This is a genomic window from Alloactinosynnema sp. L-07 (genome assembly GCF_900070365.1).
Classification (GTDB): domain Bacteria; phylum Actinomycetota; class Actinomycetes; order Mycobacteriales; family Pseudonocardiaceae; genus Actinokineospora.
The window spans coordinates 2,963,435-2,986,881 of the sequence record NZ_LN850107.1; the positions used below are offsets into that span (position 1 = coordinate 2,963,435).

Genomic DNA, 23,447 nt, shown 5'->3' on the forward strand with positions numbered 1-23,447 from the left:
TCAATCCGCCTGGGCCGCGTGGCGTGCCGCGACGTACCCGAAGACGATCGAGGGGCCGATGGTGGCGCCGGGCCCGGCGTACTCGTTGCCCATCACCGACGACGACGCGTTGCCGGTGACGTAGAGGCCGTCGATGACCGACCCGTCCTCGCGGAGCACGCGGGCGTGCTCGTCGCTGACCAGGCCACCCTTGGTGCCGAGGTCGCCGACGTCAAGCTTCACCGCGTAGTACGGCGCCCGGTCGATGGTGTCGAGATTGGGGTTCTTCAGCGTCGGGTCTCCGTAGTAGCGGTCATACGCGCTGTTGCCCCGGCCGAAGTCGAGGTCATCGCCGGTGCGGGCGTACTCGTTGAAGGTCGCCACCGTGGTGGCCAGCGCGTCGGCAGGCAGGCCGATCTTCGTCGCGAGCTCCTCGATCGACTCGGCGCGGACCACCAGGCCCGCCTCATAGAACGACTTCGGGAAGGGCTGGCCGGGCAGGATCTGCGCGAACGGGTAGCGCCGCCGCGCCTTGGCATCCATCACGAACCAGGCCGGGACGTGCTTGCCGTCGAGCTGGTCGTGCACGAAGTTCGTGTATGGCGACGACTCGTTGGTGAACCGTTCGCCGTTCGAGGACACGATGACGGAGCCGGGGATGCACCGCTCGGAGACCAGCGGGATGGCGGCGCCGCTGGGGTGGGTCACCGACGGCATCCACCACGCGTCGTCCATGAGGTCGACCGCGGCACCCAGGCCGAGGCCTGCGACGATGCCGTCGCCGACGTTCTCACGGGCGCCGAGGCTGAGGTTCGCGCGGCCGCCGTCGGGCAGCCAGGTGTCGCGCATCTCCTGGTTGTGCTCAAAGCCGCCGCTGGCCAGCAGTACACCCTTGCGTGCCCGAATGCGTCGGACCGCACCGTCGCGAGTCACCTCGACGCCGACCACGCGGCTGCCCTCGACGACCAGCGAGGTCATCGGGGTCCGCAGCCAGAGCGGGATGCCCGCGTCCTTGAGTGCCATCCGCAGCCGGGCCACCAGGGCGCGGCCGCCGGTGGACATGTGCCTGCGCAGGAAGAAGTTGGAGAACACCCGCCAGGCGGCGACCAGGCTGGCGCGGCGACCACGCCAGGTGCGCTTGACCATGGCCAGGTCACGGTAGTCCCGTGCCGTCACCCAGAGACCTAGCGGCCCCTTCATGCTGTTGGGCCGCTGGAACTCCTCGTCCTCGCCGAGCTTGCGCGTGTCGAACGGCACGGCCTCGATCGAGCGACCGAGCGGGCGGCCGCCCTCGAGCTCCGGGTGGTAGTCGGCGTATCCCTTGGTCCAGAGGAACCGCACCCACCTGCTCTTCTCAAGCAGGGCCATCGCGTCGGGGCCGTGGTCGACGTACGCGTCGAGCCGCGCGGCTTCCGCGCGCTCCCCGATCAGCTCGTCGAGGTACCTCCGGATCGACTCACGGCTGTCGTCGTGTCCGGCCCGGCGCAGCGTCGGGTTGTTGGGGATCCAGATGCCCCCGCCGGAGATGCCGGTGGAACCGCCGTACCGCTTCGCCTTCTCGAGTACGACACAGCTCAGGCCGAGGTCTTGCGCGGTGAGCGCGGCCGTCATTCCGCCGCCACCGCTGCCCACGATGACGAGGTCGAACTCGTCGTCCCACGCGGTCGTCATCGGTCACCTCGCGTCAGGAACGCCAGGACCGTGGCTTCCCACGCTTCCTTCTGCTCGATCATCACCCAGTGCCCACAGTTGGGGAACACGTGAACCTCCGCCTCTGGAATCGTCCGCATCGGCAGCAGCGCCATGTCGACCGGGCTGACCCGATCGTCCCGGCCCCACGTGATGAGGGTTCGGGCCTTGATCTTGTGCAGCATCGCCCAGTACGGCGGGGCGTCGCTCGCCGCGGCGGCCGCGGCGCGCGCCTCCATTGCCGCGCGGCCGTACATGCGGCGCGAGAACTCGAGTGTCTCGGGCTCGGTGGCCTGCGCCCAGCGGTCCTCGACGAGCTGCTCGGTGACCAGGTCCTGGTTCCAGACCATGGAGCGCAACCACTGGATGAGTCGCTCGCGGGTCGGCTCTTCGGTGAACTCTATGAGCAGGTTGATGCCCTCGCCCGGGAAGGGGCTGAAGATGTTCTTGCCCATGCCGCCGATGGTCACGAGGCTGCGCACCAGGTCCGGGTGGCTGATCGCCAGCTGTGTCGCGACGATGCCCCCCATCGAGTTGCCGACGACGTCGACCCGGTCGAGGCCGAGCCCGTCGAGGAAGCGGATCACCGAGGCGGGTGCGGCCAGCATCGGGTGCTGGTCGGTCGGGTCGCTCACACCGAAGCCCGGGAACTCCAGCACCAGGCAGCGAAAGTGCCGGGACAGGCTCGGCAGGTTGCCCTCGTAGTTGCGCCATCCCGTGACGCCCGGCCCCGATCCGTGCAGGAGCAGCAGCGGTGGGCCCGCACCCACGTCGTGGTACCTCAGGACACCCTGCTCGGTGGCCAGCTCCTTCAACATCTTCGCCTCTTCCTGGTCGGTCCTCGGACCGTAGACAAGGCGGGCCCGTTGGGGTTCGGGGTCTCCCGTTGACCGGGACCTGCCGTGGTAAGCCGACCCGGCGGACCTACCGTCGACGCATGAGCACTTCACATCTGGTCACCCAGGCGGATCCCGAGCCGCGCGCGCCGACCCCCGACGAGCTGCGCCGCGCGATGAGCGCGTTCGCCGCGGGCGTGACCGTGGTGACCGGGCTCGACGAGGACGGGCCGGTGGGCTTCGCCTGCCAGTCCTTCGCATCCGTGTCGCTGGACCCGCCGCTGATCCTCTTCTGCGCCGACCACAGGGGCCGGGCGTGGCCGCGGATCCGCGCCGCGGGCCGATTCACGGTGAACGTGCTGGCCGAGCGGCAGGAGGACCTGTGTGCGCGGTTCGGCTCCAGCCGCGGAGCGAAGTACGACGGCCTGGACTGGGCGGTCTCGTGCTGGGGGACGCCCACCCTGCGCGACGTGCTCCTCCGCGTCCACGCCGAGGTGTACGACGTCCACGTGGCGGGTGACCACGACGTGGTGCTGGGCCGGGTACTCGAGGTAGAGCTCCTTGCGGAGGAGCGGCCGATGATCTTCTACCGCGGTGGCTTCGGCGTGGAGCCGAAGCCCTCCCCCGTCCTGGCCGAGCCCAGCCTGTGGGGATGGGGCGACCACTGGGGCTGACCAGCGGTCAGCCCCAGTGGCTGCCGCTCTGGCCTGCGGCGGCGAGGCGCTCCATCGTCGCCGCGGAGTAGTTCTGCTGGCCTGCCATGGCCTTCCGCCGGGCGCCGCGCGACTCGCGCACCTGCGGGAAGAGCTCGAGCGAGACGCTGTGCGCGGCGGCCGCGACCAGGGGCGCCACCTTCTCCAGCGGAGCCCGGGAGTCGCCCACGAGCGAGATAGCCGCGAGAGGGCCCTCGGGCCCGCGAATCGCGGCGGCGACGCAGGAGATGTGCGAGAAGCACTCGCCGCGCTCGAACGCGACGCCACGGCGCGCGCGAATCCGGTTCAGCTCCTGGTGGAGCAGGCCGACCTCGCCAATGGTGACGTGGGTCTGGCGGCGCAGCTCGGAGGAGAAGCGCTCCTCGACGTCCTCGGGCTGCAGCCAGGCGAGCATCGCCTTGCCCAGCGCCGTGCTGTGGGCAGGCGCGCGACCACCGACGCGCGAGGGTACGGCGGCGGCGAACCGGCCGCCGACCTTGTCGAGGTAGACGATCTCCACCTCGTCCAGGACGGCCAAGTGGACGACGAGGCCCGTTTGGACACTGAGCTGGTGCAACAGCGGTGCGGCTGCCTGACGCACCTCGGCGTCGTCGTCGCCACGTCCTCCGAGGCTCAGCGACCTGCGGCCGAGGCAGTAACCGAAGGAGGTGTGATCGAGCCAGCGCAGCTTGACGAGTTGGTCCAGGATCCGGTGGGCCGTGGAGCGCGGCAGGTGCGTGCGCCTGCCCACCTCCTCCAGCGTCAGGCGCGTGGTGCGGGCCGCGAACTCGTCCAGGATGAGCGTCATCCGCTCCACCATGCTCGGCGGAAGTTCGGGACGAGCCTCCGGCGCCACCGTTGTCACGGGCATGCGAGCCTCCACCGCAAAACTGAAATGAATTATGGAATCTCGACTGTAACAAGCCCCACATCCCGGCGCCAGTAGGAACTAGACGGAATTTCAGAAATCTGCCGCGCACGGGTCCGGATCCTCCCGGCCAGCGGGAACAGCCGCCCGCCGCGCGCCTGCCCGCCGGTAGACCATCCGGGAGTGCTGACGCTCGTCCTGAGAGGCCATCCATGCGCATAGGAATCGCCAGTCCCGTCGTCACCGCGGTGCCCGGCGCCCATTCCCCGTGGGAGACCACGGCAGGCATCGAGGGCCTCGCCCGGATCGCCGAAGAGGCCGACCGGCTCGGCTTCCACCACCTGACCTGCAGCGAGCACGTCGCCGTGCCCGAGGAGATCGCAGAGCAGCGCGGCGCGACGTACTGGGACCCGCTGGCGACGCTCGGCTACCTGGCCGCGCGTACGCGGCGGATCAGGCTCGCGACGCAGGTGCTGGTGCTCGGCTACCACCATCCCCTCGAGATCGCGAAGCGCTACGGCACGCTCGACCAGGTGAGCAACGGTCGCCTGGTCCTAGGGCTCGGCGTGGGCAGCCTCCAGGAGGAATTCGACCTGCTTGGCGCCGAGTTCACCGATCGCGGCGCTCGTGCCGACGAGGCGATCAGCGCCCTGAGGGCCTCACTCTCCCGTCGGGTCCCCGAGTTCCACGGCACCCACTACGACTACGCAGGCTTCGTCGTCGAGCCCCACGCGTCGCAGGAGCGGGTGCCCCTGTGGATCGGCGGCCGCACCCTGCGCTCGCTGCGCCGCGCCGCGACGTACGGCGACGGCTGGGTGCCGTTCGGCCTCAGTCGTGACCAGCTCGCCGAGCTGCTCGGCAAGGTCGAGCTGCCAGACGGGTTCAACGTCGTGCTCAGCGCCGGACGCCCGCTCGACCCCATCGGCGACCCCGGTAGTACCGAGAGGGTCCTGGCCGCGCTGCGGAACGCGGGCGCGACGATCGTGGGTGCCGCACTCGCGGCCGGATCCGTGGACCACTACCGCGAGCAGCTCGCGGCGCTGGCCGTGATCGGCGACAAGGTGGGCGCATGAGTGAGCCCGCGAGCGAATCAATGTCACAGTGCGCCGGCGTATGTCACCGAGTGTGCGAGGTGATCTCATGAGCGAGCCCGCGAGCGAATCAATGTCACAGTGCGCCGGCGAATGCCACCGAGCGTGCGAGGTGGTGTCATGAGTGGTCTCGCCGCACTCGAGGCCCGGATCCAGCTACTCGAGGACGAGGCGGCGATCTCCCGCCTGATCGCCTCCTACGGTCCGCTCGTCGACTCCGGGGCGGCAGCGGCGGTGGCCGCCCTCTGGGGAGCCGACGGGGTCTACGACGTCGACGAGCTGGTGATGCACGGCCGTGACGAGATCCTGGCGATGGTCGAGTCGGCCAACCACCAGGGCTGGATCGCGAGCGGGTGCGCGCACTTCATCGGCCCGCCGGTCGTCACCATCGCAGGCGACGATGCCGTCGCGGTGTGCCATTCGCTGATGATCGTCAAGCAGGACAAGCGATTCGTCGTACGTCGCGCGACGGCCAACCACTGGCGGCTGCGGCGCACGGCAACGGGATGGCAGGTCGCGGTGCGCACCAACCGGGTCCTCGACGGCAGACCGGAGTCCCCCGCGTTGCTCGGCTCGGGGTTCGACACTCCCTGACCCTGATCAGGGAGCGGCGCTATCCCGACAATCTCCGCAACGGGGAGGATGGTGCGCGCGTCGGGGTTCCAGTCGCCCATCGCGTCGAAGTCCGGCCCGATGATGTTGTAGGCGGGCGAGTAGTTGATGTCTCCGCCAATGATGGCGATCGGGCCGTGTCGGCGGACCCGGGTGCCGATGTGCGATGCCTCCCCGCGCGCCCACTCGTTGGCGGAGGGGTCCAGGTGCGCGGAGGTGATTGCGAGCGGATAGGGCAGGCGGATGTCGAAGGTGGCGACCCCCGAACCCGTTCTCGGTCTTGCGCGCGTAGCGGCTGTCCCAACTGGTGCGTTCGCCGAGGATGGCGCGGTTGTAGAGCACCGCGGTGTGCACGCCGCTGGGCGAGGGCGCGCACGGTGCGGGCGTCCCACTGTCAATGACGACCGAGTACTTCCGCGACAAGCACCTCCAGCTTCGCGATGCGGCCCGGGCGCCCACCTCGAGGTGAGTAGTACGCAAGTGCAGACAGCGCGACTGTCGATCCATCCCTAAGTTCAAGCGCAGGCACCCTGGACGGCAGGATCGATGGCCCAGGCTCGATCCGATATCCAACGACTTCCGACCATGGGACAGGAATGTCCTGTCCCATGATCGGACGCTCGATCAGCCCCCCTGGCAATACGGCTACGCCAACGCGGAAAGACCGATACGATCCGAAGCCACCAATCGCCACGCACAATGATCCGACGATGACCGCGATCGAATCCGACTGAACAAGCATCGAGAGGCCCACCGAAACGAACCCGAGGCCAGCAGCCATGCCCACCCAACGCCATGGCGAGCGGAAAACGTACACCGCGCCCGCTCCACCCCAGCCAAGCGTCATACGAAACATCCTAACAGTTACTGGGCCTGAGCACGCAATACACCGATCTCACCCACATGCCACCGTTCAGGCCGAGTGAACCGCTCCCCGGAAGTTGGACTGCGTAAGTAAAGGTTAGGGCGCGAGGGCCTGGGCTCGGTATTCGACCGGGCTCAGGCCCTTCAGCGTGGTGGAGATGCGGGTGTTGTTGTACCAGTCGAGGTACTCGTCCAGGGCTGTGGTGAACTCCTCGACGGTGCCGAACGTGTCATGGTTGAACATTTCCTCCTTGAGGTGGCCGAAGAAGTTCTCGGCGAGTGAGTTGTCCAGGCAGTTGGCTCGCCGGGACATCGACTGCGGCAGACCCGCGTCGGCCAGCAGCGCGCGCCAGGAGGCGTGTTGGTACTGGAAGCCCTGGTCGGAGTGCACCAGCGGTGTGGCCCCGGCGTTCAGGGTGGCGATGGCCTCGCGCAGCGAGGAGTTCGTCAGTTCCAGCGACGGGGACGGGCCGTGGGTGTAGGCGATGACGGATCGGTCGAACAGGTCGATCACCGGTGACAGGTAGATCTTGCGGTCCGCGATGCGGAACTCGGTGACGTCGGTGACCCACTTCGTGTCGGGGGCCTGGGCGCTGAACTGGCGGTTCAGCACGTTCTCGGCGACCGTGCCTGCCTGCCCGAGCCAGGACCGATACCGCCGCGGCCGCCGCACCTTGCAGACCAGGCCCAGGGTGTTCATCAGCTTGAGCACGGTCTTCTTGGCCACCCGCCGGCCCTGGCGGGCCAGCACGAGGTGAATCCGCCGATGCCCGTATCGGCCACGAGCCTGCTCGAACGCCTCGGTGATCGCGGCCTTGAGACCCGCGTGCGGATCGGGGCGCGACAGCCGGGCCTGCTGGTAGAAGAACGTCGACCGGGCCACACCGGCGACCTCCAGCAGCACCGGCAGCGGATAGTCGGCCTTGAGAGTGGCGATGACCTGGGTTTTCACCCTCGCCCCTGCTCCCTCAAGGCCCGCAATTTTTTTAGGTAGGCCACCTCCGCGGACAGCCGCAGGTTCTCCCGCCGCAACCGCTCCAGCTCGCTTGGCGCCGGCGCGGGCGATCGCGTGTCACCGGCGGGCGGCCGCCCTTTCGGCTTGGGCCGCAACGCTTCGGCGCCCTCACGCCGATACAGCCGCACCCAGTTCTCGACCAGCTTGGGCGAGGACAGGTCATGCTCGCGCGCGAGCTCGATCGCGGTCGCCTCACCGCTGACGAACCGCCGCACCACATCGAGCTTGAACTCGAACGTGAACGACCGCTTGCCCGGCACCATCACCAGCGCCCCCGCGCCTCGCAGCCTCCAACGATCATGCAAGCGTCCCACCGCGTCCGGGGACACACCCAGCCGGGTCGCGACCGCGCCTCTGCCATACCCGGCCTCGAACAACGCGACAGCAGCCTCCCGCTGCCGCTCCGACAACGAACTACCTGGATACACCAAACCGCTCCCCGGAAGACGGAACTGGATTACCAGTCCAACTTCCGGGGAGCAGTTCAGAGCGAGTAGGCCCCCTTATGTATCAGAGTCATCGACGACCAGGTGGGAGTGACCGGCTTGCGCTGGACCCATGGCGTAACACGTGTGAATCTGGTGTACCTCATGACGGATCCCATGCCGAATGTCAACAAGGTGAAAAGTCCATCGACAAAGATAGCTCGGCGGCTACCCGCCCACCCACGCTCAGCTATAGCCTGCTGACTGCGAACACCATACGCGGCAGTCTGCGCAACTCCACAACTTGCCCAGCCAACTGCGGGAACAAAGCACCACCCAGTGGCCGCGACAGTGGCGATCAAACCTCGATTGTCCCTAACCCAGCCACCGAACCCTCGCTTCCCAACCATCTTGATCGGTGTGTGGCAGCGACGGTGGCCCCGCCATGTGTGGCACGCCTTACCGTCGAGGTCCAAATTATTGATCGAGTCGCCCGACACATAGTCGTAGTCATTCGCACTTCCTCCCTCGACTGGATCGACAGAAAGAAAGCGACCGAGTAGCGGGCTGTACGGGCGGGCACCCATTTGCACGATCGACAGTGCGCCAGCGTGCTCGTACGGGCGCTGGTGCTGGCCGAGCCAGCCGTAGTCCATTTCGCCGCGCTGGTTGTCCGGAACGTTGTCCGGGCTCACCGCACCTGTCGACGACAATGGCTCGCCATATGGACCATAGGTGCGCAACGCGCCACTCTGAACCCCGCCTGGCGTCGTGGCCAGGCACAAGTCGCCGCGGACCGACGGGTGGTCCCAGGTCGCGTCAGGCGCGGTCGGCTTCCAGGTGTAGACGACGCCGCCCGGCAGGCCGAACGTGCGGGACACGTAGCGGTTCGTCCCGTCCAGCACATAGTCGGCCGAGTCGCCGGAGCCGGTGTAGCCGTATTTGACATCGGTGTGCGTGTCGCCCTGCGAAGCCTGGCGACGCACGATCCGGTCCGTCACGTCACGGGTGTAGGACACATCAGCCGGGTCGGGGCCCGTGGTTCGGGCGGCGATGTTGCGGTCCGCGCCGTCCCACGACAGGTACGTCGTCGCCCCGCCGACCGTGTACTCCGTGGTCGAACCGTGCGAGTCGTACCGCAGTCCGCTCACCACCGTCGCACCCGTCGTGGCCAGGATGCGGTCGGCCGCGTCATAGCAGTAGCCCGTCTCGGCCGTGCCCGATGACGTCTCGTCCAGCAGCCGCACGCGGTTGGTGTTCAGGCCCGCGTTCGACTGGGTGCCGGTCGGGCATCCCGCCGGGGCGGACGAGGTGAAGTCGTAGGTGTAGTGGTGCCCGTTGACCCAAGCCTGGGTCAGGCGGCCTGCCGAGTCGTACACGTAGTTCGGGCCGGTGGGGCGCGCGTCGACCCCGGCGAGGGACTCGTCGACGATCGTTCCCGCCCGGGTCCGCGTCACCGCGGACACGATCTCTTGGGCGTCGCTCGTCCGCCAGGTCAGCGACGTGACCTGACCGGCGGAGTTCTTGCCGATCGCGGACAGCGAGCTGCCGTTCGAGTACGTCACCGTCGCGAGTTCACCGGCGGAGTCGTACGTCGACGTCGCCAGGACGGTCGCGCCCAGCGACGTCGTCAGCATGCGGCCCGCGTCGTCGTGGGTGTACGACGACACCTGGACCGGATCGGCCGGGTTCGGCGGGTTCACCGTCGTCGAGATGGCCCGGCCCGCCTGGTCGTACGCGGTCACCGTGCGGACGCCATGCACGTCGGTGTATTCGACGCCCCGGCCGAGCAGGTCGACCCTCGTCGTCTCGGTGCCGTTGTAGTCGGTGACCGACGATGTCAGCGGGTCGCCGCCCACCGCGTAGTTCGTGGTGACGGTTCGAGGACCGGCACTCGCGTTGCCGGGCACGACCTGTTGGGTGACACGGTCACGCGTGTCGTACTGGGTGCACGTCCAGTCGCCGGATGTCGCTCGCGCGACGACGCGGCCCGAGGCGTCGTAGATCTGCTCGTCGACCCGTGCCGAACCCGTCGCAGGCGTGGGAAGCGTGGTCGACTTCGCCATGCCGCCCTGGTTGACCGCGTCGGCCGCTGTGGTGCACGGGTTGTCGCGCGTCTCGGTGTCTCCGTAGTGGACGTAGCTGGTCTGCGCGCCGCTCGGCATGGTCTTCGCGGTCTTGCGCAGGTAGCCGGATCCCGGCGTCTCGTACGTCGCTCCCGTGGTCAGGCCCGCACTCGTGGTGCTGACCGGCAGGCCGAACGTCACGTCGAGGCCCGACTGACCGAACGCGGTCGTGGTGACCTGCCCGGGCACGTCCGCCGACTCATAGGTGCGGCTCGTGGTCGCGAGGTTGTGCCTCGGACGGAGCTGGCTGCCCGGGACCTGCTCCTGGACGCCGCCAGGGGTGGTCCAGTGCAGTTCGAGAACCGAGTCGTAGAGGTACTCGTTGTGGTCGACGCGGATTCGCTTCGCCTCACCGGCAGCGCCGCTGACGACCGTCGCGGTCTGCCAAGTCGGGACCTGGCCCTGCCAGATGTCGTCCATGACGAGCGCGTCGTCGATCCACACTCGCGTGCCGTCGTCGGCGAGGACCCGCAAAGTGTAGGTACCCGCTTGCGGGAACACGATCTCACCGGTCGCCCGCAACGAGATGTTGTCGGCAGGCACGCCGGGAGTCGGCACACCGGTCCACGTCACGACAAGGCGCCCGTCAGAGGTCCCCACGCCGGTGGTGTACGCCTTCGGGGCACCGACGAGATCGAGGTTGTCCCAATAGGACACGGCGAGGCCGTTGATGCCCTCGTCGTACGCGGTCTGCGACTTCGGGACGGTGTCGGCGCAGGCAGCGGTCGGGAGCTGTCCCGAGAAGCACGATGCCTGCGCCGGGCCGAAGTGATCGACCGGTCGATCCTGCTTGTCATACGTGGTCGTTGACACTCGCCCAGCGGTGTCGGTGGACGTCAGCAGTTGATCCTTGACACTCCACGTCTGCGAGGCGACCTTACCGGTCGCGTCTGTCGTCGACAGCAACCGGAACGCCTCGTCATAGACCACCTTCGTGGCGTACCCGATCGCCGGGGTGAGGCCGTCCACATCGACATAGCTGGTTCGATTCGCCGGGTCGTACCGATAGCGATGCCCTGGCCGCGACACGCTCGGCGTCGCTTGCGGTGCGTAGACCGCGCTCGCCAGGGGCTTGCTCGCGGTGTGTTCGACGTAGTGAACGATGTAGTTCGCCGTGTCCCGCGCGGTTGGCGGCATCGATGGCGACCCAGTCGGCCGCGGCGCTGTCACGCAGCCCGTCGAGCGGACCCGTGGGCGCGTAGCTGTAGGACGTGGTGTCCGAGCCCGGATTTTCCACCCGGGTCAACCTGCCGCTGCCGTACCACAGGCGGGTCTCGGTCCCGTCCCAGTAGCTGATCCGGCAGAGCATTTGCGCGGGAGGCAGCGCGTCGAAGCCTGCCGGGGCGGTCGCACCGCCGTAGCAGGCGTCGCCAGGACGGTTGTAGTGCAAGGTGTGCGACCGCTGGGAAACCGGGTCGCGGATCTCCTTGAGCCGCGACGGAAACCCGTCGTAGACGTTGTTCAGGGCAGCCGGCTTACGGGAGTCCTGCATGTTCGCCTGTGTGTCGAGTTTGCCGTCGGCGCGGAACACGTACACATCTGAACCCTCGGTGAGGGTGACGCGGCCGCCGCTGTCGAGGGCGAGGATGCCGTCCTCGCCCTCGGGCGCCTTGTAGCCGCCTGCACTCTGCTTGGTGTAGGTGTGCTTCGCGCCGGTGCCATCGGTCAGCACGATGTTCTGGTCGGTGACCTTGGCCTCGGTGTACGTGCCGCCAGAGCCATCCAGGTCAGCCGAGAGCGTCCACCCCTTGGGCAATGCGGGGGCGTCCATCGTGTGCAGCCAGTCCGCAGGCACGATCTGCGACGGCACCGCGCCGTCGGTGGTACGCCGCGCTCGTGCGCTCGGCCAACTCGACCTTGATCGGCACCCGCTGTCCGGCGGACAGAGCGACACCGGTGGCGACCGAGTAGTTCACGCCTGCGCAGCATGGCTGGTCGTACACGCTGTTGTTGTTGACCCAGATCTTCAGGCTGTCGTCGTGCACACCGGCGAACTGGTAGGTCCCGGCGACCGGAGCCTGGAAGTAGCCCTCCCATCGGGCCACGAACCAGTCCACGCCCATGGCGGGAGCGAACGGCGATCCGACGCCCCAGTCGACGTTCACCTGCGGTTCGGTGCGAATAAGCACCGGCTGCTGCGACGGGTTGATGTTCCCGTTCTGCGACAGGTCCACGAAGTACGACGCCTGCAGACCCTTGTTGTCCTGCTGCTGCGAGTTGTACGTCATCGACACACCCGCCGTGCCGCCCACCGTGGTGAACGTCGGCCCGGCGACCGAGGTGGTCACGTTGCCGTTGGCCAGGTTCACCGCCAGGGGGCCCACTGAATCGACCGGGGCCGGGCCACGCGCCCCGATCCGCTGATCGATCTTCACCCGCCATACCGGGCCCGGTGTCTGCGTGATCCCACTGGAGGTACGAACCTGCCAGGTGTACTGCACACCGTCCTGCAACACCCCGATCGGAACCGTCCATGTCGGACTGGACTGACAACCCGAGTCCACCACGACACCAGAGTTCGCGTCCGTGCCTGTCGCGACCCGAAAGCAGTAGGACACGGCGTCACCATCGGCGTCGGTCACCGGGTTGACCGCCAGCGTCGGCGTCAGGCTCGTGCTCACCGACTGGTCGGCCGGACCCACCAACGTCGCCGCGGGCGGCGCGTTCCCCGTGTCGATGTACACCGTCAACCCGAGACGCTTGTACGTCCAGATGTTCGGATCTTCGTACCCGCTGATGGAGAACCAGACGTGCGACTGGCCCCGGAACCCGTGGACGTGGCTGGTCAAGCGGGTGTCGCTGAACGACCCCGTCTGTCCGACCAGTGTGGACGCGAGGTGTGCGCCCACACCGTTGAAGTTGAACGCGGTGCCGATCCATAGATTGGCGCCCCACGTCCGGTCGACCGTCGTCGCGTCGCGGATGTTGTTCACGTCGAACCGGGCGCCGATCACGTTCTTGCCCGCCAGCGACGTCAGGTCCATCCGGAACAAGCCGCGCCACAAGGTGCCGTTGTGCATCGGGCTGCCGATCCGCAGCCCACCGTCGTTGTAGTAGTACGTGCCGTCGGACTTGTATGAATACCACTCCGGCGTCCACAGCGTGAACGTCGGATCGACACTCACCGGGTAGGTCCGAGCCGGGTCACGCAACCAGCGCTCGTCCACCGACGCGGTAAGGATCCAGCCGTCAGCGGTGTTCTCCAAGCCGTAGGAGCCGGTGGTCACGGCGGGCGGCCGGTCAGCGGATCCGGACGAGTCCCACGCCTCGACAGCTGGCATGACGATCTTCACGGCGCCGTTGGCGTCGCGCAGCTCGACGGTGCCCTGAGCGGTGACGACAGGGGTGAGGCCATCGGTGCCCAGCCTGAACCGCCAGGTTGACTTGCCCGGCGCGGGTCGACGTTTGAGCTTGATCGTCTCCTTCACCGACCCGGCTGTGACCTCGTATTCGAGGTCTGTCTCGGGCTCGACGTCGGTGTAGATGGCCCTGGAGCCATTGAGCTTGGCCTTCTTGCCCGTGGCGGCGCGCTCGAGACCGAGCGACGCACGCTTGCCGTCAACCTCGACCGACACCAGGCGCGAGTCATCGGCGCTCTCAGCGAACGCCACGCTCAGCGGGTGAAGCCTTGCGTTGGCACGCTTCGACTTCGTGTCCGTCTCAAGTGACACATCGATTGGACGCCAGACTCCACTGGCGTCCTTGACGTTCAACGGCTCGGTCGACTGTTTGACGCTGCGCGTGCCATCCGGGTTTTCGTACTCCTCGGTGAACATCGACCGAGAGACCAGTTTCGAGCGGCGTGGGTCGTAGTGGCTGCGCCGCTGACCGGCCAGCGAACTGAAGTCCGCCTTGGGATCAGCGGGCGCAACTGGGTCCTGGCGAGCGGGCTCGCCCTTCAGCGGCGGAAGGCCACGCGCGTCGACGGCGGTGGACCTTGGCGGCGCCTCGGGCGAAGGCGGAATTGCGAACGCCTCGGTCGGCGTCGCGACCAGAGTGAACGCCAATGCGGCGATAGTCGCTCGCACGGCAGATCTCCGCCAGGCAGCACGAACACGGATATGACGAGAGAACACAAAGCCCCCAGAGTGATCGACGCGAGGCTCACGCCCCGCGCACTTCGCCATCGACTAACGCCGTTGCCGCGCAGAGGCCACTCCAGCAGGAGGCCAAGCGGAGGCACCGATCAGGCACTACCAGACCAGACCAGACCGTACGGTATGGTCTGGTATAGCTTGACGTATCGGTGCAATCTCGGCAATAGGCCGATCGGAGTCATGACGGCCTAGGAATTACTACATCCGACCTAACCGCTGCCAACAGAAGTCGGGTTGGCGGTCATGAACTGGCGGAAGCCGATCGAAGTCTTCAACGATCTTCAGCGAACCCCGTGTCGCTATGATCACTTGATTCCGCCAAATAAACGCCCTGTTGATCTCAGCGCAGGGCGGTCGGCCAACCGTACCTCGTCTTCAGGCTCTACGAACTCGTCAGCCCCGATCCGAAGCCGCCTGCCGAACTTCTTTCGAGGATCTTCGTCCGACAACCACGCCGGCGCGAGGGTGCGTTCCCAGAACTCACCCGGCCCCTTGTCTCCGGGGCTGTGAATGCTTGAGCATGGACATGGACTAGACCAATTTAGATAATTGCCGCATGCGGAACACTCCTGTGCGATCGAGGTCTGTGAAATCCCAGTTTTCGGCCATCGCGGCGGTTGTCGGTGTCGCTGTCGCGGTGGGGACTGTGTTGGTGGTCGAGAGCAACGGACTTGCCTCGGCCGCGCCTACCGTTGTCCTGGCTGCCTGTAACGCCCCTGCCTGGGCCGAAGGCACCACGTACGCGGCCGGGGCCGAGGTGACCTATGCGGGCAGGCTGTACAGCGCCAAGGTGGCCCATACCGCGTGGCGCGGTACCGGGTGGAACCCGGTCGCCGCGCCGTCGTTGTGGACGGATGTGCGTGCTTGTGACGGGGCTCCGCCCACGACGACCACAACCACGCAGCCGACGACTACTCAACCCACTACCACGCAACCGACAACCACCCAACCCACGACCGAGCCGCCCGGCGGGGACAGCTGCGCGGTGAAGTCGAAGCCCGCGGGGAAAGTCCTTGTCGGCTACTGGGAGAACTGGGATGGCGCGGCGAACGGCGTGCATCCTCCGTTCGGGTGGACGCCCATCGCCAACCCGGTGATCTCGCAACACGGCTACAACGTGCTCAACGCCGCGTTCCCGGTGATTCGCTCCGACGGGACCGCGCTGTGGGAGGACGGGATGGACAGCACCGTCAAGGTCGCGACGCCCGCGGCGATGTGTCAGGCCAAGGCGGCGGGCCAGACGATCCTGATGTCGATCGGCGGCGCGGCGGCGGGGATCGACCTCAATTCGTCGACGGTCGCCGACCGGTTCGTCGCCACGATCGTGCCGATCCTGAAGAAGTACAACTTCGACGGGATCGACATCGACATCGAGACCGGGCTCACGGGCTCGGGCAATATCAGCCAACCTTCGGCATCGCAGGCCAATCTGATCCGCATCATCGACGGTGTGCTCGCGCAGATGCCGTCGAACTTCGGGCTGACCATGGCCCCCGAGACCGCGTACGTCACCGGCGGAAGCGTCACCTACGGCTCGATCTGGGGTGCGTACCTGCCGATCATCAAGAAATACGCGGACAACGGCAGGCTTTGGTGGCTGAACATGCAGTACTACAACGGAAGCATGTACGGCTGCGCGGGCGACTCCTACCAGGCCGCCACCGTGCAGGGCTTCGTCAAGCAGACCGAGTGCCTCAACCAGGGCTTGGTCATCCAGGGCACCACGATCCGTGTGCCCTACGACAAGCAGGTCCCAGGCCTACCCGCCCAGCCGGGCGCGGGCGGCGGATACATGTCACCGGCCACAGTCGCCCAGGCATGGAACAGCTTCGGCGGCGGACTCAAGGGCCTGATGACGTGGTCACTCAACTGGGACGGCGCAAAGAACTGGACCTTCGGCAACAACGTGAAGGCGCTGCAGGGCCGTTAGTCCCCTAGCGGCGGAGTGCAGGTCGCGGCGGGCGGGCTACCGGGCGGCGGCGAGGAGGAGTGCGGTGTCGGCCACCTGTTCAAAGTGGACGATGCCGTCGCGGACGCGCCAGATGTGGGTGAAGCGGACCACCAGGGGCTTGCCGGTCGCGGTGTGGGTGGCGGTGTAGTTTCCGATCGCCACGACTGTGGTGTCGCCGTCGACGAAGTCGTCCACGCCGGCCCGGAAATCGGTCCACTCCGCGCCGATTCGGGCGAACACGCCCGCGACGACGGCGTCTGGGCCGGTGTAGACGCCCGCGTACGCGGAGCCCGCTGCCTCGGTCCAGGTGCTCGCCGCCGACAGGGGGGCCAGCATGCCGGGTAGGTCGCCCGCCGCCGAAGCCGCGTAATGGGACCGGACGGTGTCGTAGAGCGGCATGGAGATCCTCACACTGGTTGGGTGTCGGGGTAGGCGACGCGGCCGAGGGCGGTGATGTTGGCGCCGCCGGGGGCGTTGCGGACGGTGCCGTCGGCGCCGAGGCCGAAGAAGACGCCGGTGGTGCGCATGGCGTCGAGGTCGTAGAGCCAGACGGTGGCGACGGGGATGCGGAACTCGCGGAAGGTGAACACGTAGAGGCCACCGCCGAGGGTGTAGGCGGTGGCGAGGTCGACGTCACCGTGGCCGCGTTGCTCGCCGACGAGGCACTGCCAGGCGTAGCGCTGCGAGCTGAGGTAGACGTGCTCGTAGAGGTGGTTCGGGCTGTAGCGGTACAGCGCGCGCCAGCCGATGAGGTCGCGGGTGGGCGCGGGCGCGGCGCCGATGACCTCGTGGCCGTCGAGGGTCCCGGGCTGGAAGGTCTGCGCGACGCGCGGGGTGCCAGGGGTGTCCTCGTCGGCGATGGTGGAGACGACCGTCAGCGTCCGCCCGGTGGTGGTGTCGACCACCAGGACCTCGGCGCGGTGCGGGGTGGACGCGAACGTCCGGTCCACGAAGTACACACCGGGCGCGCCCTCGACGGCGTCGTACCGGTCCTCGACACCGTCCTCGGCGGCCGTGGCCGCGCCGAACTCGATCACGCGGCCGTCCACCGACCACACCGTGCCGTCCAACGACACCGACGGCAGGCGGTTGCCGTCGATCCCGGCGGCGAAGTCGTCCACGGCTTTCCACTCGGACATCAGGGTCCTCCTAGACCAGGTCGATGGTGGGCAGGTCGACGGCGCTGGCGCCCGCGTCGGCGGTGACCACGGCGCCGGAGACGATGGCGGCGTCGGCCGAGGCGAGGAACGCGATGACGGCGGCCACCTCGTCGGCCGTCGCCGGGCGGCCCAGCGGGGTGTTGCGGGTGACCAGGGCGTAGGCGGCCTCGCGGTCGAGACCGGCGCAGGCGGCCAGGCCGTCCATCTGTTCGTCGGCCATGGCGGTGCGGACCCAGCCGGGGCAGACGGTGTTGGCCCGCACACCGTGCCTGCCGTAGTCGCGGGCGATCGAGCGGGCCAGCCCGACCAGCGCGTGCTTCGTGGCGGTGTACCCGGCCACGGCCGGCCCGGCGAACAGCCCGGCCAGCGACGACACCAGCACCACCGACCCGCCGCCGTCGACCAGACCGGGGACGGCGGCGCGTACGGTCGCGAACGCGGTGGTCAGGTTGGCCGAGAGGGCGAGGTCCCAGTCGGCGAGCGAGGTCTCCCCCACCGCGCCGAGCCCGTGTCCGCCCGCGTTGGCGACGACCACGTCGACCCGGCCGAACCGCTCCCCCGCCGCCGCGACCACCTCGGCCATGGCGTCCGGGTCGGCGGCGTCGGCGGGCACGGCCAGCGCGCGGTCGCCGATGGCGGCCGCGACTTCGGTGAGAGGGCCGGGGCGGCGGCCGGTGAGGACGACCGCCGCGCCCTCCTCGGCGAGGCGGCGGGCCGTGGCGGCGCCGATGCCGGTGCCCGCGCCGGTGATCAGCGCGACGCGGCCGGTGAAGCGGGTCATGGGGTGGCTCCGGCGAGACGGGCGACGGCCGCCGCCGTGGCGGCGAGGTCGGCTGGGCAGCGGGTGACGACCGCGGTGAGGCGGTCGGTTCCCGAGGACAGGGCCTGCGCGCCCGCCGAGGCCGCGGCGCGGGCCGGGTTGTGCGCGCACACCGGGATGACCGCGAGGACCCGGGTCGCCGGGGTGTGGAGGACGGCGCGCAGGGCGTAGAAGGCGGTGTCGAGGATGTCGGCGAGCGGGGTGTGCCAGTCGTGGTCGGACAGCTCGGCCGCGTTGGCGGGCTGACACGGCCGGGAGCTGGTGGTGACCACGACGTCGAGGCGGCCGTAGTGGGCGTGGACGGACTTGATGGCGGCTTCGAGCTGGGCGGGGTCGGCCGGGTCGGCCTTGACGGCCATGGCCCGGTGCAGCGCGCCCGCGGTGACCTCGGCGCCGGTCCCCTCGACGTCGAGGGCGGCGACGAGGGCGCCGAGGGCGTCGAGGCGGTGTGCCACGGCCGCCCCGACGCCCGTCCCGGCGCCGGTCACCATGGCGACCGTGCCCAGCAGGGTGGTCATGCGCCGAAACGCGGGGGTGTCAGGTCGTCGACGGCGACGTGGATGGCGCGCAGGTCGCTGTAGAAGTCGACGCTGTGCGGGCCGCCCTCACGGCCGACGCCGCTGGCCTTGATGCCGCCGAACGGGGTGCGCAGGTCGCGGACGTTGTGCGAGTTGACCCAGACCATGCCTGCGTCGATCGCCCGCGCGACCCGGTGGCCCCGGCTGAGGTCGGCGGTCCACACGTACGCGGCCAGGCCGTACTTGGTGGCGTTGGCCAGCGTCACCGCCTCGGCTTCGGTGTCGAACGGGGTCACGCAGACGACCGGGCCGAAGATCTCCTCCTGGAAGATCCGCGCGTCGGGCGCGACGTCGGCGAAGACCGTGGGCCGCAGGAAGGTCCCGCCGGGCAGGCCGTCGGGGCGGGTGCCGCCCGCGACGAGGCGGGCCTCGGCGCGGCCGATCTCGACGTACTCCATGACCCTGGCGTGGTGCTCGGGGTGGATGAGGGCGCCGACCTCGGTGGCCGGGTCCGACGGCGGTCCGACCTTGACCGCGTCGGCGCGGGCGGCGAGGCGGGCGACGAACTCCTCGTAGACCGGCCGTTCGACCAGCACGCGCGAGGACGCGGTGCAGCGTTCGCCGTTGAGGCTGAACACGCCGAACACGGCGGCGTCGAGGGCACGGTCGAGGTCGGCGTCGGCGAAGACCACGCAGGGGGACTTGCCGCCGAGCTCCATCGACACCTCCTTGAGGTGCGCGGCCGCGGTGCGCATGATGATCTGCCCGGTGCCCGACTCGCCGGTGAACGACAGCCTCGGCACGTCCGGGTGCGCCACGAGCGCGGCCCCGGCCTCCTCGCCGATGCCGTGCACCATGTTGAACACGCCCGCCGGGACCCCGGCCTCGGCCATCACCTCGGGCAGCAGCGACGCCGACAGCGGCGACCACTCGGCGGGCTTGAGCACGACAGCGCACCCGGCGGCGAGGCTGGGCGCCAGCTTCCAGGTCTCCAGCATGAACGGCGTATTCCACGGCGTGATCAGCCCGGCGACCCCGGCGGGCTGGCGCACGACGTAGTTGACCTGCTTGCCGCCCACGAGGAACGCGTCCTCGTGCTGGGCGACGATCACGTCGGCGAAGTAGCGGAAGTTCTCCGCCGCGCGGTGCGCCTGGCCCTTGGCCTGGGTGATGGGCAGGCCGGTGTCGTGGGACTCCATCCTGGCCAGAGTGTCGGCGCGGTCCTCGATCGCGTCGGCGATCCGCACGAGCACCGTGGCCCGCTCCCGGGCGGAGAGCCCGGTCCATGGGCCGTCGGTGAACGCCCGGCGGGCGGCCGCGACGGCGAGCGCGATGTCCTCGGCCTGGCCCGCGGCGCAGCGGGCGTACTCGGTGCCGGTGACCGGGTCGGACACGCCGAAGGTGGCACCGGAGACGCTGGGGACGTCCTTGCCGTCGATGTGGTGGAGCAGTTCGTCGGTGATCATGCGGGGACTCCTGGGGGGACGAGCAGGTCGGCGGCCTTGGCGCGCAGCGCGGCGATGCGGGCCAGGCCCGCTTCGGTCGGGGGGATCAGCGGCGGGCGGACATACCCGCTGGCGATGACGCCGAGGTCGGCGAGGACGTGCTTGGCGGGCGCCGGGTTGGTCTCCACGAACAGCAGCTCCACCAGCGGGTGCAGGCGGTAGTGCAGGTCGATGGCGGCCTCGCGGTCACCGGACTCGTAGAGCTCGTACATGCGGGCCACCGCGGCGGGCGCCAGGTTGGCCAGCGCGGAGACGAACCCGCGGCCGCCGATGGCCAGCAGCGGCAGGCACAGCAGCTCGATGCCCGACCACATCAGGAAGTCGCGCCCGCACAGGTGCAGCACGTGCGAGAAGTGCTCGAAGTCCTTTGTGGTCTCTTTGATCCCGACGATGTTGTCGTGGGCCAGGCGCAGCCGCAGGACGGTCTCCGGCGCGATGTCGACGGCGGTGCGCGATGGCACGTTGTAGACGACGATCGGCAGGTCGGGGAACTCCTTCGCGACCGTGGAGTACCACTGGAACAGCCCCTCCTGAGTGGGCCTGCTGTAGTACGGGGTGATCACGAGCGCGATGTCGGCGCCGAGGTCGGCGGCGGCGCCGGTCAGCTCCAGCGTCTCGGCGAGGGTCGCGGTCCCGGTGCCGGGGAGGAACGGCAGCTCGTCGGCGGTCTCCTCGGCGACGACCTTCAGCGCCTCGACCCGCTCGGCGAGCTTCTGCGCGCCGGGCTCACCGGTCGACCCGCCGATCGAGACGCCGTGCGAGCCGGACGCGCGCTGCCAGCGCACCAGCGCGCGCAGGCTGTCGGTGTCCAGGGCGCCGTCGGCGGTGAACGGGGTGACCAGGGGGGCGATGGAGCCGCGCACGGCGGCCGGATCGGATCGGAACTTCACGGCTTCGCTCCTGCTTGGGCGGCCTCGTACTCCGCGCGGGCGGTGGGGCCCAGCGGGTAGAGGCCGTCGATGGACTCGCCCGCGGCCACCCGGGCGAGGATGTAGCGCTCTTCGGCTTCCTGGGCCAGCGCGTCGGCGGCCACGGTGTCGGCGAGCGCGGCGGGGATGAGCAGCACGCCCTCGGCGTCGCCGACCAGCACGTCACCGGGCCGCACCAGCACCCCGGCGCACGCGACGTCCACGCCGACCTCCCACGGCACGTGCCTGCGCCCGAGGACCGAGGCGTGCGCGCCGCCGCTGTAGGCCGGGAGGTCGAGGTCGGCGAACGCGGGCGAGTCGCGCAGGCAGCCGTCGGTGACCACCCCGGCCGCGCCAAGGCGCAGGGCCCGCATGGCGAGGATGTCGCCGAGGGTGCCCGCGCCGCGGTCCTCGCGGGCGTCGATCACCAGCACCTGGCCGGGCCCGATCGACTCCACGGCCCGCTTCTGGGCGTTCATGCCGCCGCCGCGCTCGGCGAACAGGTCCTCCCGGAGCGGGAGGAACCGCAGCGTGTGGGCGGTGCCGACCATCCGCAGGTCCGGGCGCGATGGCCGCAGCCCGGTGAGGAACGTGTGGTCGAGTCCGAGCTTGCGGAGCTGACTGGACAGGGTCGCGGTAGCGACCTGCCGCAGCGCGGCCTCGGTCTCCGGCTTGATCGACGGCACCGGCCGCCCGTAGGCGAGGTCGCGGTCGAGTGCGGTGACCCGCGGGCGGACCGGCGCGGCACCCGCCTCGACCACGGTGTTGCGCAGCGGCTCGGTGTCGCCGATCGCGACCTCGACCACGTCCCCAGGGTTGACCACGGTCGCGCCGGAGGGGGTGCCGGTGAGGATGATGTCGCCGGGTTCGAGGGTGATCGTGGCGGACAGGTCCGACACCAGGTGGGCGAAGTCGAACAGCAGGTCGGCGGTGGACGCGTCCTGCACGAGGACACCGTTGACCCAGGTGCGCAGCCGCAGGTCGCGCGGGTCGACCGTGCGCGGGTCGATGAGCACCGGGCCGACCGGGGTGTACCCGTCGGCGCCCTTGCTGCGCAGGTTGGAACCGCGGTCGGCGGCCCGCAGGTCGTGCACGCCGAAGTCGTTGGCCGCCGCGAGCCAGGCTATGTGGTCCCAGGCGGCCTCTCGGGACACCTTCGACGCCCGTTCGCCGATGACCACGGCGATCTCGCCCTCGAAGGCGGACAGCTCGGTGCCGACCGGGCGGACCAGGTCGACCCCGGTGGCCGACAGCGAGGACGGCGGCTTGAGGAAGTACGACGGCGCGTCGGGCACCCGGCCGCGCTCGGCGGCGCGGGAGCGGTGGTTGAGGTGGACCGCGACGATCTTCGTCGGGGCCAGGCCGAGCGGGTGGCTCACGGCGCCACCACCGGGAAGTCCACGATGACCTGGCCAGTCCCGCTCGACGGGAAGTAGTCGCAGAGCTGCTCGCCCTTGCCGGAGTAGGCGTCCCAGCCGAGCATCCCGAACAGCATCGCGGTGTCGGCCATGGCCGCCTCACCGGTGCACCGGGCGTTGTAGGCGGGCAGGCCCGCGAGGAACTCGGCGATGCGGCCGTCGCGCCACTGTTCGAGCACGCGGCGGTCGGTCTGCTCGTTGAACGGGTCGCTGATGCGGTCCAGGTACTCCGAGGACACCTCGTTCGGCGGGAACTGGTGCGACAGCGAACCGCTGGCCAGGAACGCGACCTTGCGGTCACTGCGCGCGACCGCCCGCATCAGCGCCTCGCCGACCCGGCGGTTCTCCTCGATGGTGGAATAGATGTTGCACCCCACCGGCACCACCGCGAGCGGCTCCTCGGCGCGGTTCATGAAATGCATCGGCACCAGCGTCGCGTATTCCAGGCCGAGGTCGCGCACGTCGTGCGTCATGGCCTTCTGGCCGCCCGCCTTGATCTCCTCGACCACGAGCGTGGCCAGGTCGGGGGCGCCCGGGTAGTCGTATTCCAGGTCGTGGATGAAGTGCGGCAGCTCGTGCGAGGCGTAGCTGCCGTGGTGGCGCGGCTTGCTGTTGACGTGGAATCCCATGCTGTTCATCCAGTGCGAGTCCGCCACGAGGAACGTGTCCGCGCCCCGCTCGCGGGCCCGGCGGCCCACCTCGGCCAGGCCGAGTTCGGCGGGCCTGCGGATGCCGTGGTGCTTGCCCGGGTGGATCGACAGCCAGATCGACGGCACGTGGGTGATCTTGGCGGCCAGCACCAGCTCGCCCATGGGGACCTCCCGGCCTGAGACGGTTGATGGCACGGTTTCGTGCCGCGACAAAGGTCTAACA

At 69.2% G+C, this 23,447-nt stretch carries 20 protein-coding genes and 1 pseudogene; 4 read left to right on the plus strand and 17 right to left on the minus strand.

The window, feature by feature from the left end; all coding sequences use genetic code 11:
• Both BN1701_RS13120 and BN1701_RS13125 read right to left on the minus strand, forming a co-directional pair.
• Positions 1–1,650: an FAD-binding protein gene (locus tag BN1701_RS13120; RefSeq protein WP_054048719.1), complete on the minus strand. Its 1,650-nt coding sequence runs from the start codon at positions 1,648–1,650 to the stop codon at positions 1–3.
• Positions 1,647–2,486, minus strand: a complete 840-nt coding sequence (locus BN1701_RS13125; RefSeq protein WP_054048721.1) for an alpha/beta fold hydrolase — start codon at positions 2,484–2,486, stop codon at positions 1,647–1,649. Before BN1701_RS13125 ends, BN1701_RS13120 begins: the two co-directional genes overlap by 4 nt.
• A 119-nt stretch (positions 2,487–2,605) precedes the next feature.
• On the opposite strand from BN1701_RS13125, the gene BN1701_RS13130 reads away from it, so the two are divergent.
• A complete protein-coding gene (locus BN1701_RS13130; RefSeq protein WP_054048723.1) occupies positions 2,606–3,178 on the plus strand; it encodes a flavin reductase family protein in 573 nt (190 codons plus the stop codon).
• Positions 3,179–3,185: 7 nt separating this feature from the next.
• Here BN1701_RS13130 and BN1701_RS13135 read toward each other — a convergent pair whose 3' ends face one another.
• Positions 3,186–4,067 (minus strand): IclR family transcriptional regulator, encoded by an 882-nt coding sequence (locus BN1701_RS13135; protein WP_054048726.1) that lies wholly within the window; start codon positions 4,065–4,067, stop codon positions 3,186–3,188.
• A gap of 209 nt (positions 4,068–4,276) precedes the next feature.
• On the opposite strand from BN1701_RS13135, the gene BN1701_RS13140 reads away from it, so the two are divergent.
• Complete coding sequence (locus tag BN1701_RS13140) at positions 4,277–5,137, plus strand: LLM class F420-dependent oxidoreductase (protein WP_054048728.1); 861 nt, start codon at positions 4,277–4,279, stop codon at positions 5,135–5,137.
• A gap of 138 nt (positions 5,138–5,275) precedes the next feature.
• Positions 5,276–5,749 (plus strand): nuclear transport factor 2 family protein, encoded by a 474-nt coding sequence (locus tag BN1701_RS13145; protein WP_054048730.1) that lies wholly within the window; start codon positions 5,276–5,278, stop codon positions 5,747–5,749.
• A gap of 979 nt (positions 5,750–6,728) precedes the next feature.
• Here the strand turns inward: BN1701_RS13145 and BN1701_RS35510 are convergent.
• From BN1701_RS35510 to BN1701_RS13170, 6 genes and pseudogenes are all read right to left on the minus strand, one after another.
• Positions 6,729–7,583 carry an IS3 family transposase gene (locus BN1701_RS35510; RefSeq protein WP_054048734.1) on the minus strand — a complete coding sequence of 285 codons (855 nt, stop codon included), beginning with the start codon at positions 7,581–7,583 and terminating at the stop codon, positions 6,729–6,731.
• Positions 7,580–7,951, minus strand: a complete 372-nt coding sequence (locus BN1701_RS37270) for a helix-turn-helix domain-containing protein (RefSeq protein WP_231949588.1) — start codon at positions 7,949–7,951, stop codon at positions 7,580–7,582. The genes BN1701_RS35510 and BN1701_RS37270 overlap by 4 nt, the downstream gene beginning before the upstream one ends.
• Positions 7,952–7,975: 24 nt before the next feature.
• Positions 7,976–8,074: pseudogene (locus tag BN1701_RS38200) on the minus strand (hypothetical protein); the annotation flags it as partial.
• 56 nt (positions 8,075–8,130) lie between these two features.
• On the minus strand, positions 8,131–11,127 hold the full coding sequence (locus tag BN1701_RS13160) for a PA14 domain-containing protein (protein WP_172803242.1): 2,997 nt from the start codon (positions 11,125–11,127) through the stop codon (positions 8,131–8,133).
• Positions 11,117–11,968 carry a hypothetical protein gene (locus BN1701_RS36440; RefSeq protein WP_054048740.1) on the minus strand — a complete coding sequence of 284 codons (852 nt, stop codon included), beginning with the start codon at positions 11,966–11,968 and terminating at the stop codon, positions 11,117–11,119. Before BN1701_RS36440 ends, BN1701_RS13160 begins: the two co-directional genes overlap by 11 nt.
• Entirely contained in the window at positions 11,925–14,225 is a 2,301-nt protein-coding gene (locus BN1701_RS13170; RefSeq protein ID WP_172803243.1) for a PA14 domain-containing protein, read from the minus strand. The genes BN1701_RS36440 and BN1701_RS13170 overlap by 44 nt, the downstream gene beginning before the upstream one ends.
• Before the next feature lie 706 nt (positions 14,226–14,931).
• On the opposite strand from BN1701_RS13170, the gene BN1701_RS13175 reads away from it, so the two are divergent.
• Complete coding sequence (locus BN1701_RS13175) at positions 14,932–16,224, plus strand: glycosyl hydrolase family 18 protein (RefSeq protein WP_054055825.1); 1,293 nt, start codon at positions 14,932–14,934, stop codon at positions 16,222–16,224.
• 36 nt (positions 16,225–16,260) lie between these two features.
• On the opposite strand, the gene BN1701_RS13180 is transcribed toward BN1701_RS13175, so the two are convergent.
• The 8 genes from BN1701_RS13180 to hpaD are packed head-to-tail and all read right to left on the minus strand — an operon-like array spanning position 16,261 to position 23,386.
• Positions 16,261–16,644: a nuclear transport factor 2 family protein gene (locus BN1701_RS13180; RefSeq protein ID WP_054048744.1), complete on the minus strand. Its 384-nt coding sequence runs from the start codon at positions 16,642–16,644 to the stop codon at positions 16,261–16,263.
• An 8-nt stretch (positions 16,645–16,652) separates the two neighbouring features.
• Positions 16,653–17,384, minus strand: a complete 732-nt coding sequence (locus BN1701_RS13185) for a MoaF C-terminal domain-containing protein (RefSeq protein ID WP_054048746.1) — start codon at positions 17,382–17,384, stop codon at positions 16,653–16,655.
• Between the two features lie 10 nt (positions 17,385–17,394).
• Entirely contained in the window at positions 17,395–18,186 is a 792-nt protein-coding gene (locus BN1701_RS13190; protein ID WP_054048748.1) for an SDR family NAD(P)-dependent oxidoreductase, read from the minus strand.
• Entirely contained in the window at positions 18,183–18,743 is a 561-nt protein-coding gene (locus BN1701_RS13195; RefSeq protein ID WP_054048750.1) for an SDR family NAD(P)-dependent oxidoreductase, read from the minus strand. Before BN1701_RS13195 ends, BN1701_RS13190 begins: the two co-directional genes overlap by 4 nt.
• Complete coding sequence (gene hpaE / locus BN1701_RS13200; protein ID WP_054048752.1) at positions 18,740–20,209, minus strand: 5-carboxymethyl-2-hydroxymuconate semialdehyde dehydrogenase; 1,470 nt, start codon at positions 20,207–20,209, stop codon at positions 18,740–18,742. The genes BN1701_RS13195 and hpaE overlap by 4 nt, the downstream gene beginning before the upstream one ends.
• On the minus strand, positions 20,206–21,138 hold the full coding sequence (gene dapA / locus BN1701_RS13205; RefSeq protein WP_054048755.1) for a 4-hydroxy-tetrahydrodipicolinate synthase: 933 nt from the start codon (positions 21,136–21,138) through the stop codon (positions 20,206–20,208). Before dapA ends, hpaE begins: the two co-directional genes overlap by 4 nt.
• Entirely contained in the window at positions 21,135–22,535 is a 1,401-nt protein-coding gene (locus BN1701_RS13210) for a fumarylacetoacetate hydrolase family protein (protein WP_054048757.1), read from the minus strand. Before BN1701_RS13210 ends, dapA begins: the two co-directional genes overlap by 4 nt.
• Positions 22,532–23,386 (minus strand): 3,4-dihydroxyphenylacetate 2,3-dioxygenase, encoded by an 855-nt coding sequence (gene hpaD / locus BN1701_RS13215; protein WP_054048759.1) that lies wholly within the window; start codon positions 23,384–23,386, stop codon positions 22,532–22,534. Before hpaD ends, BN1701_RS13210 begins: the two co-directional genes overlap by 4 nt.
• Positions 23,387–23,447 lie beyond the last annotated feature (61 nt).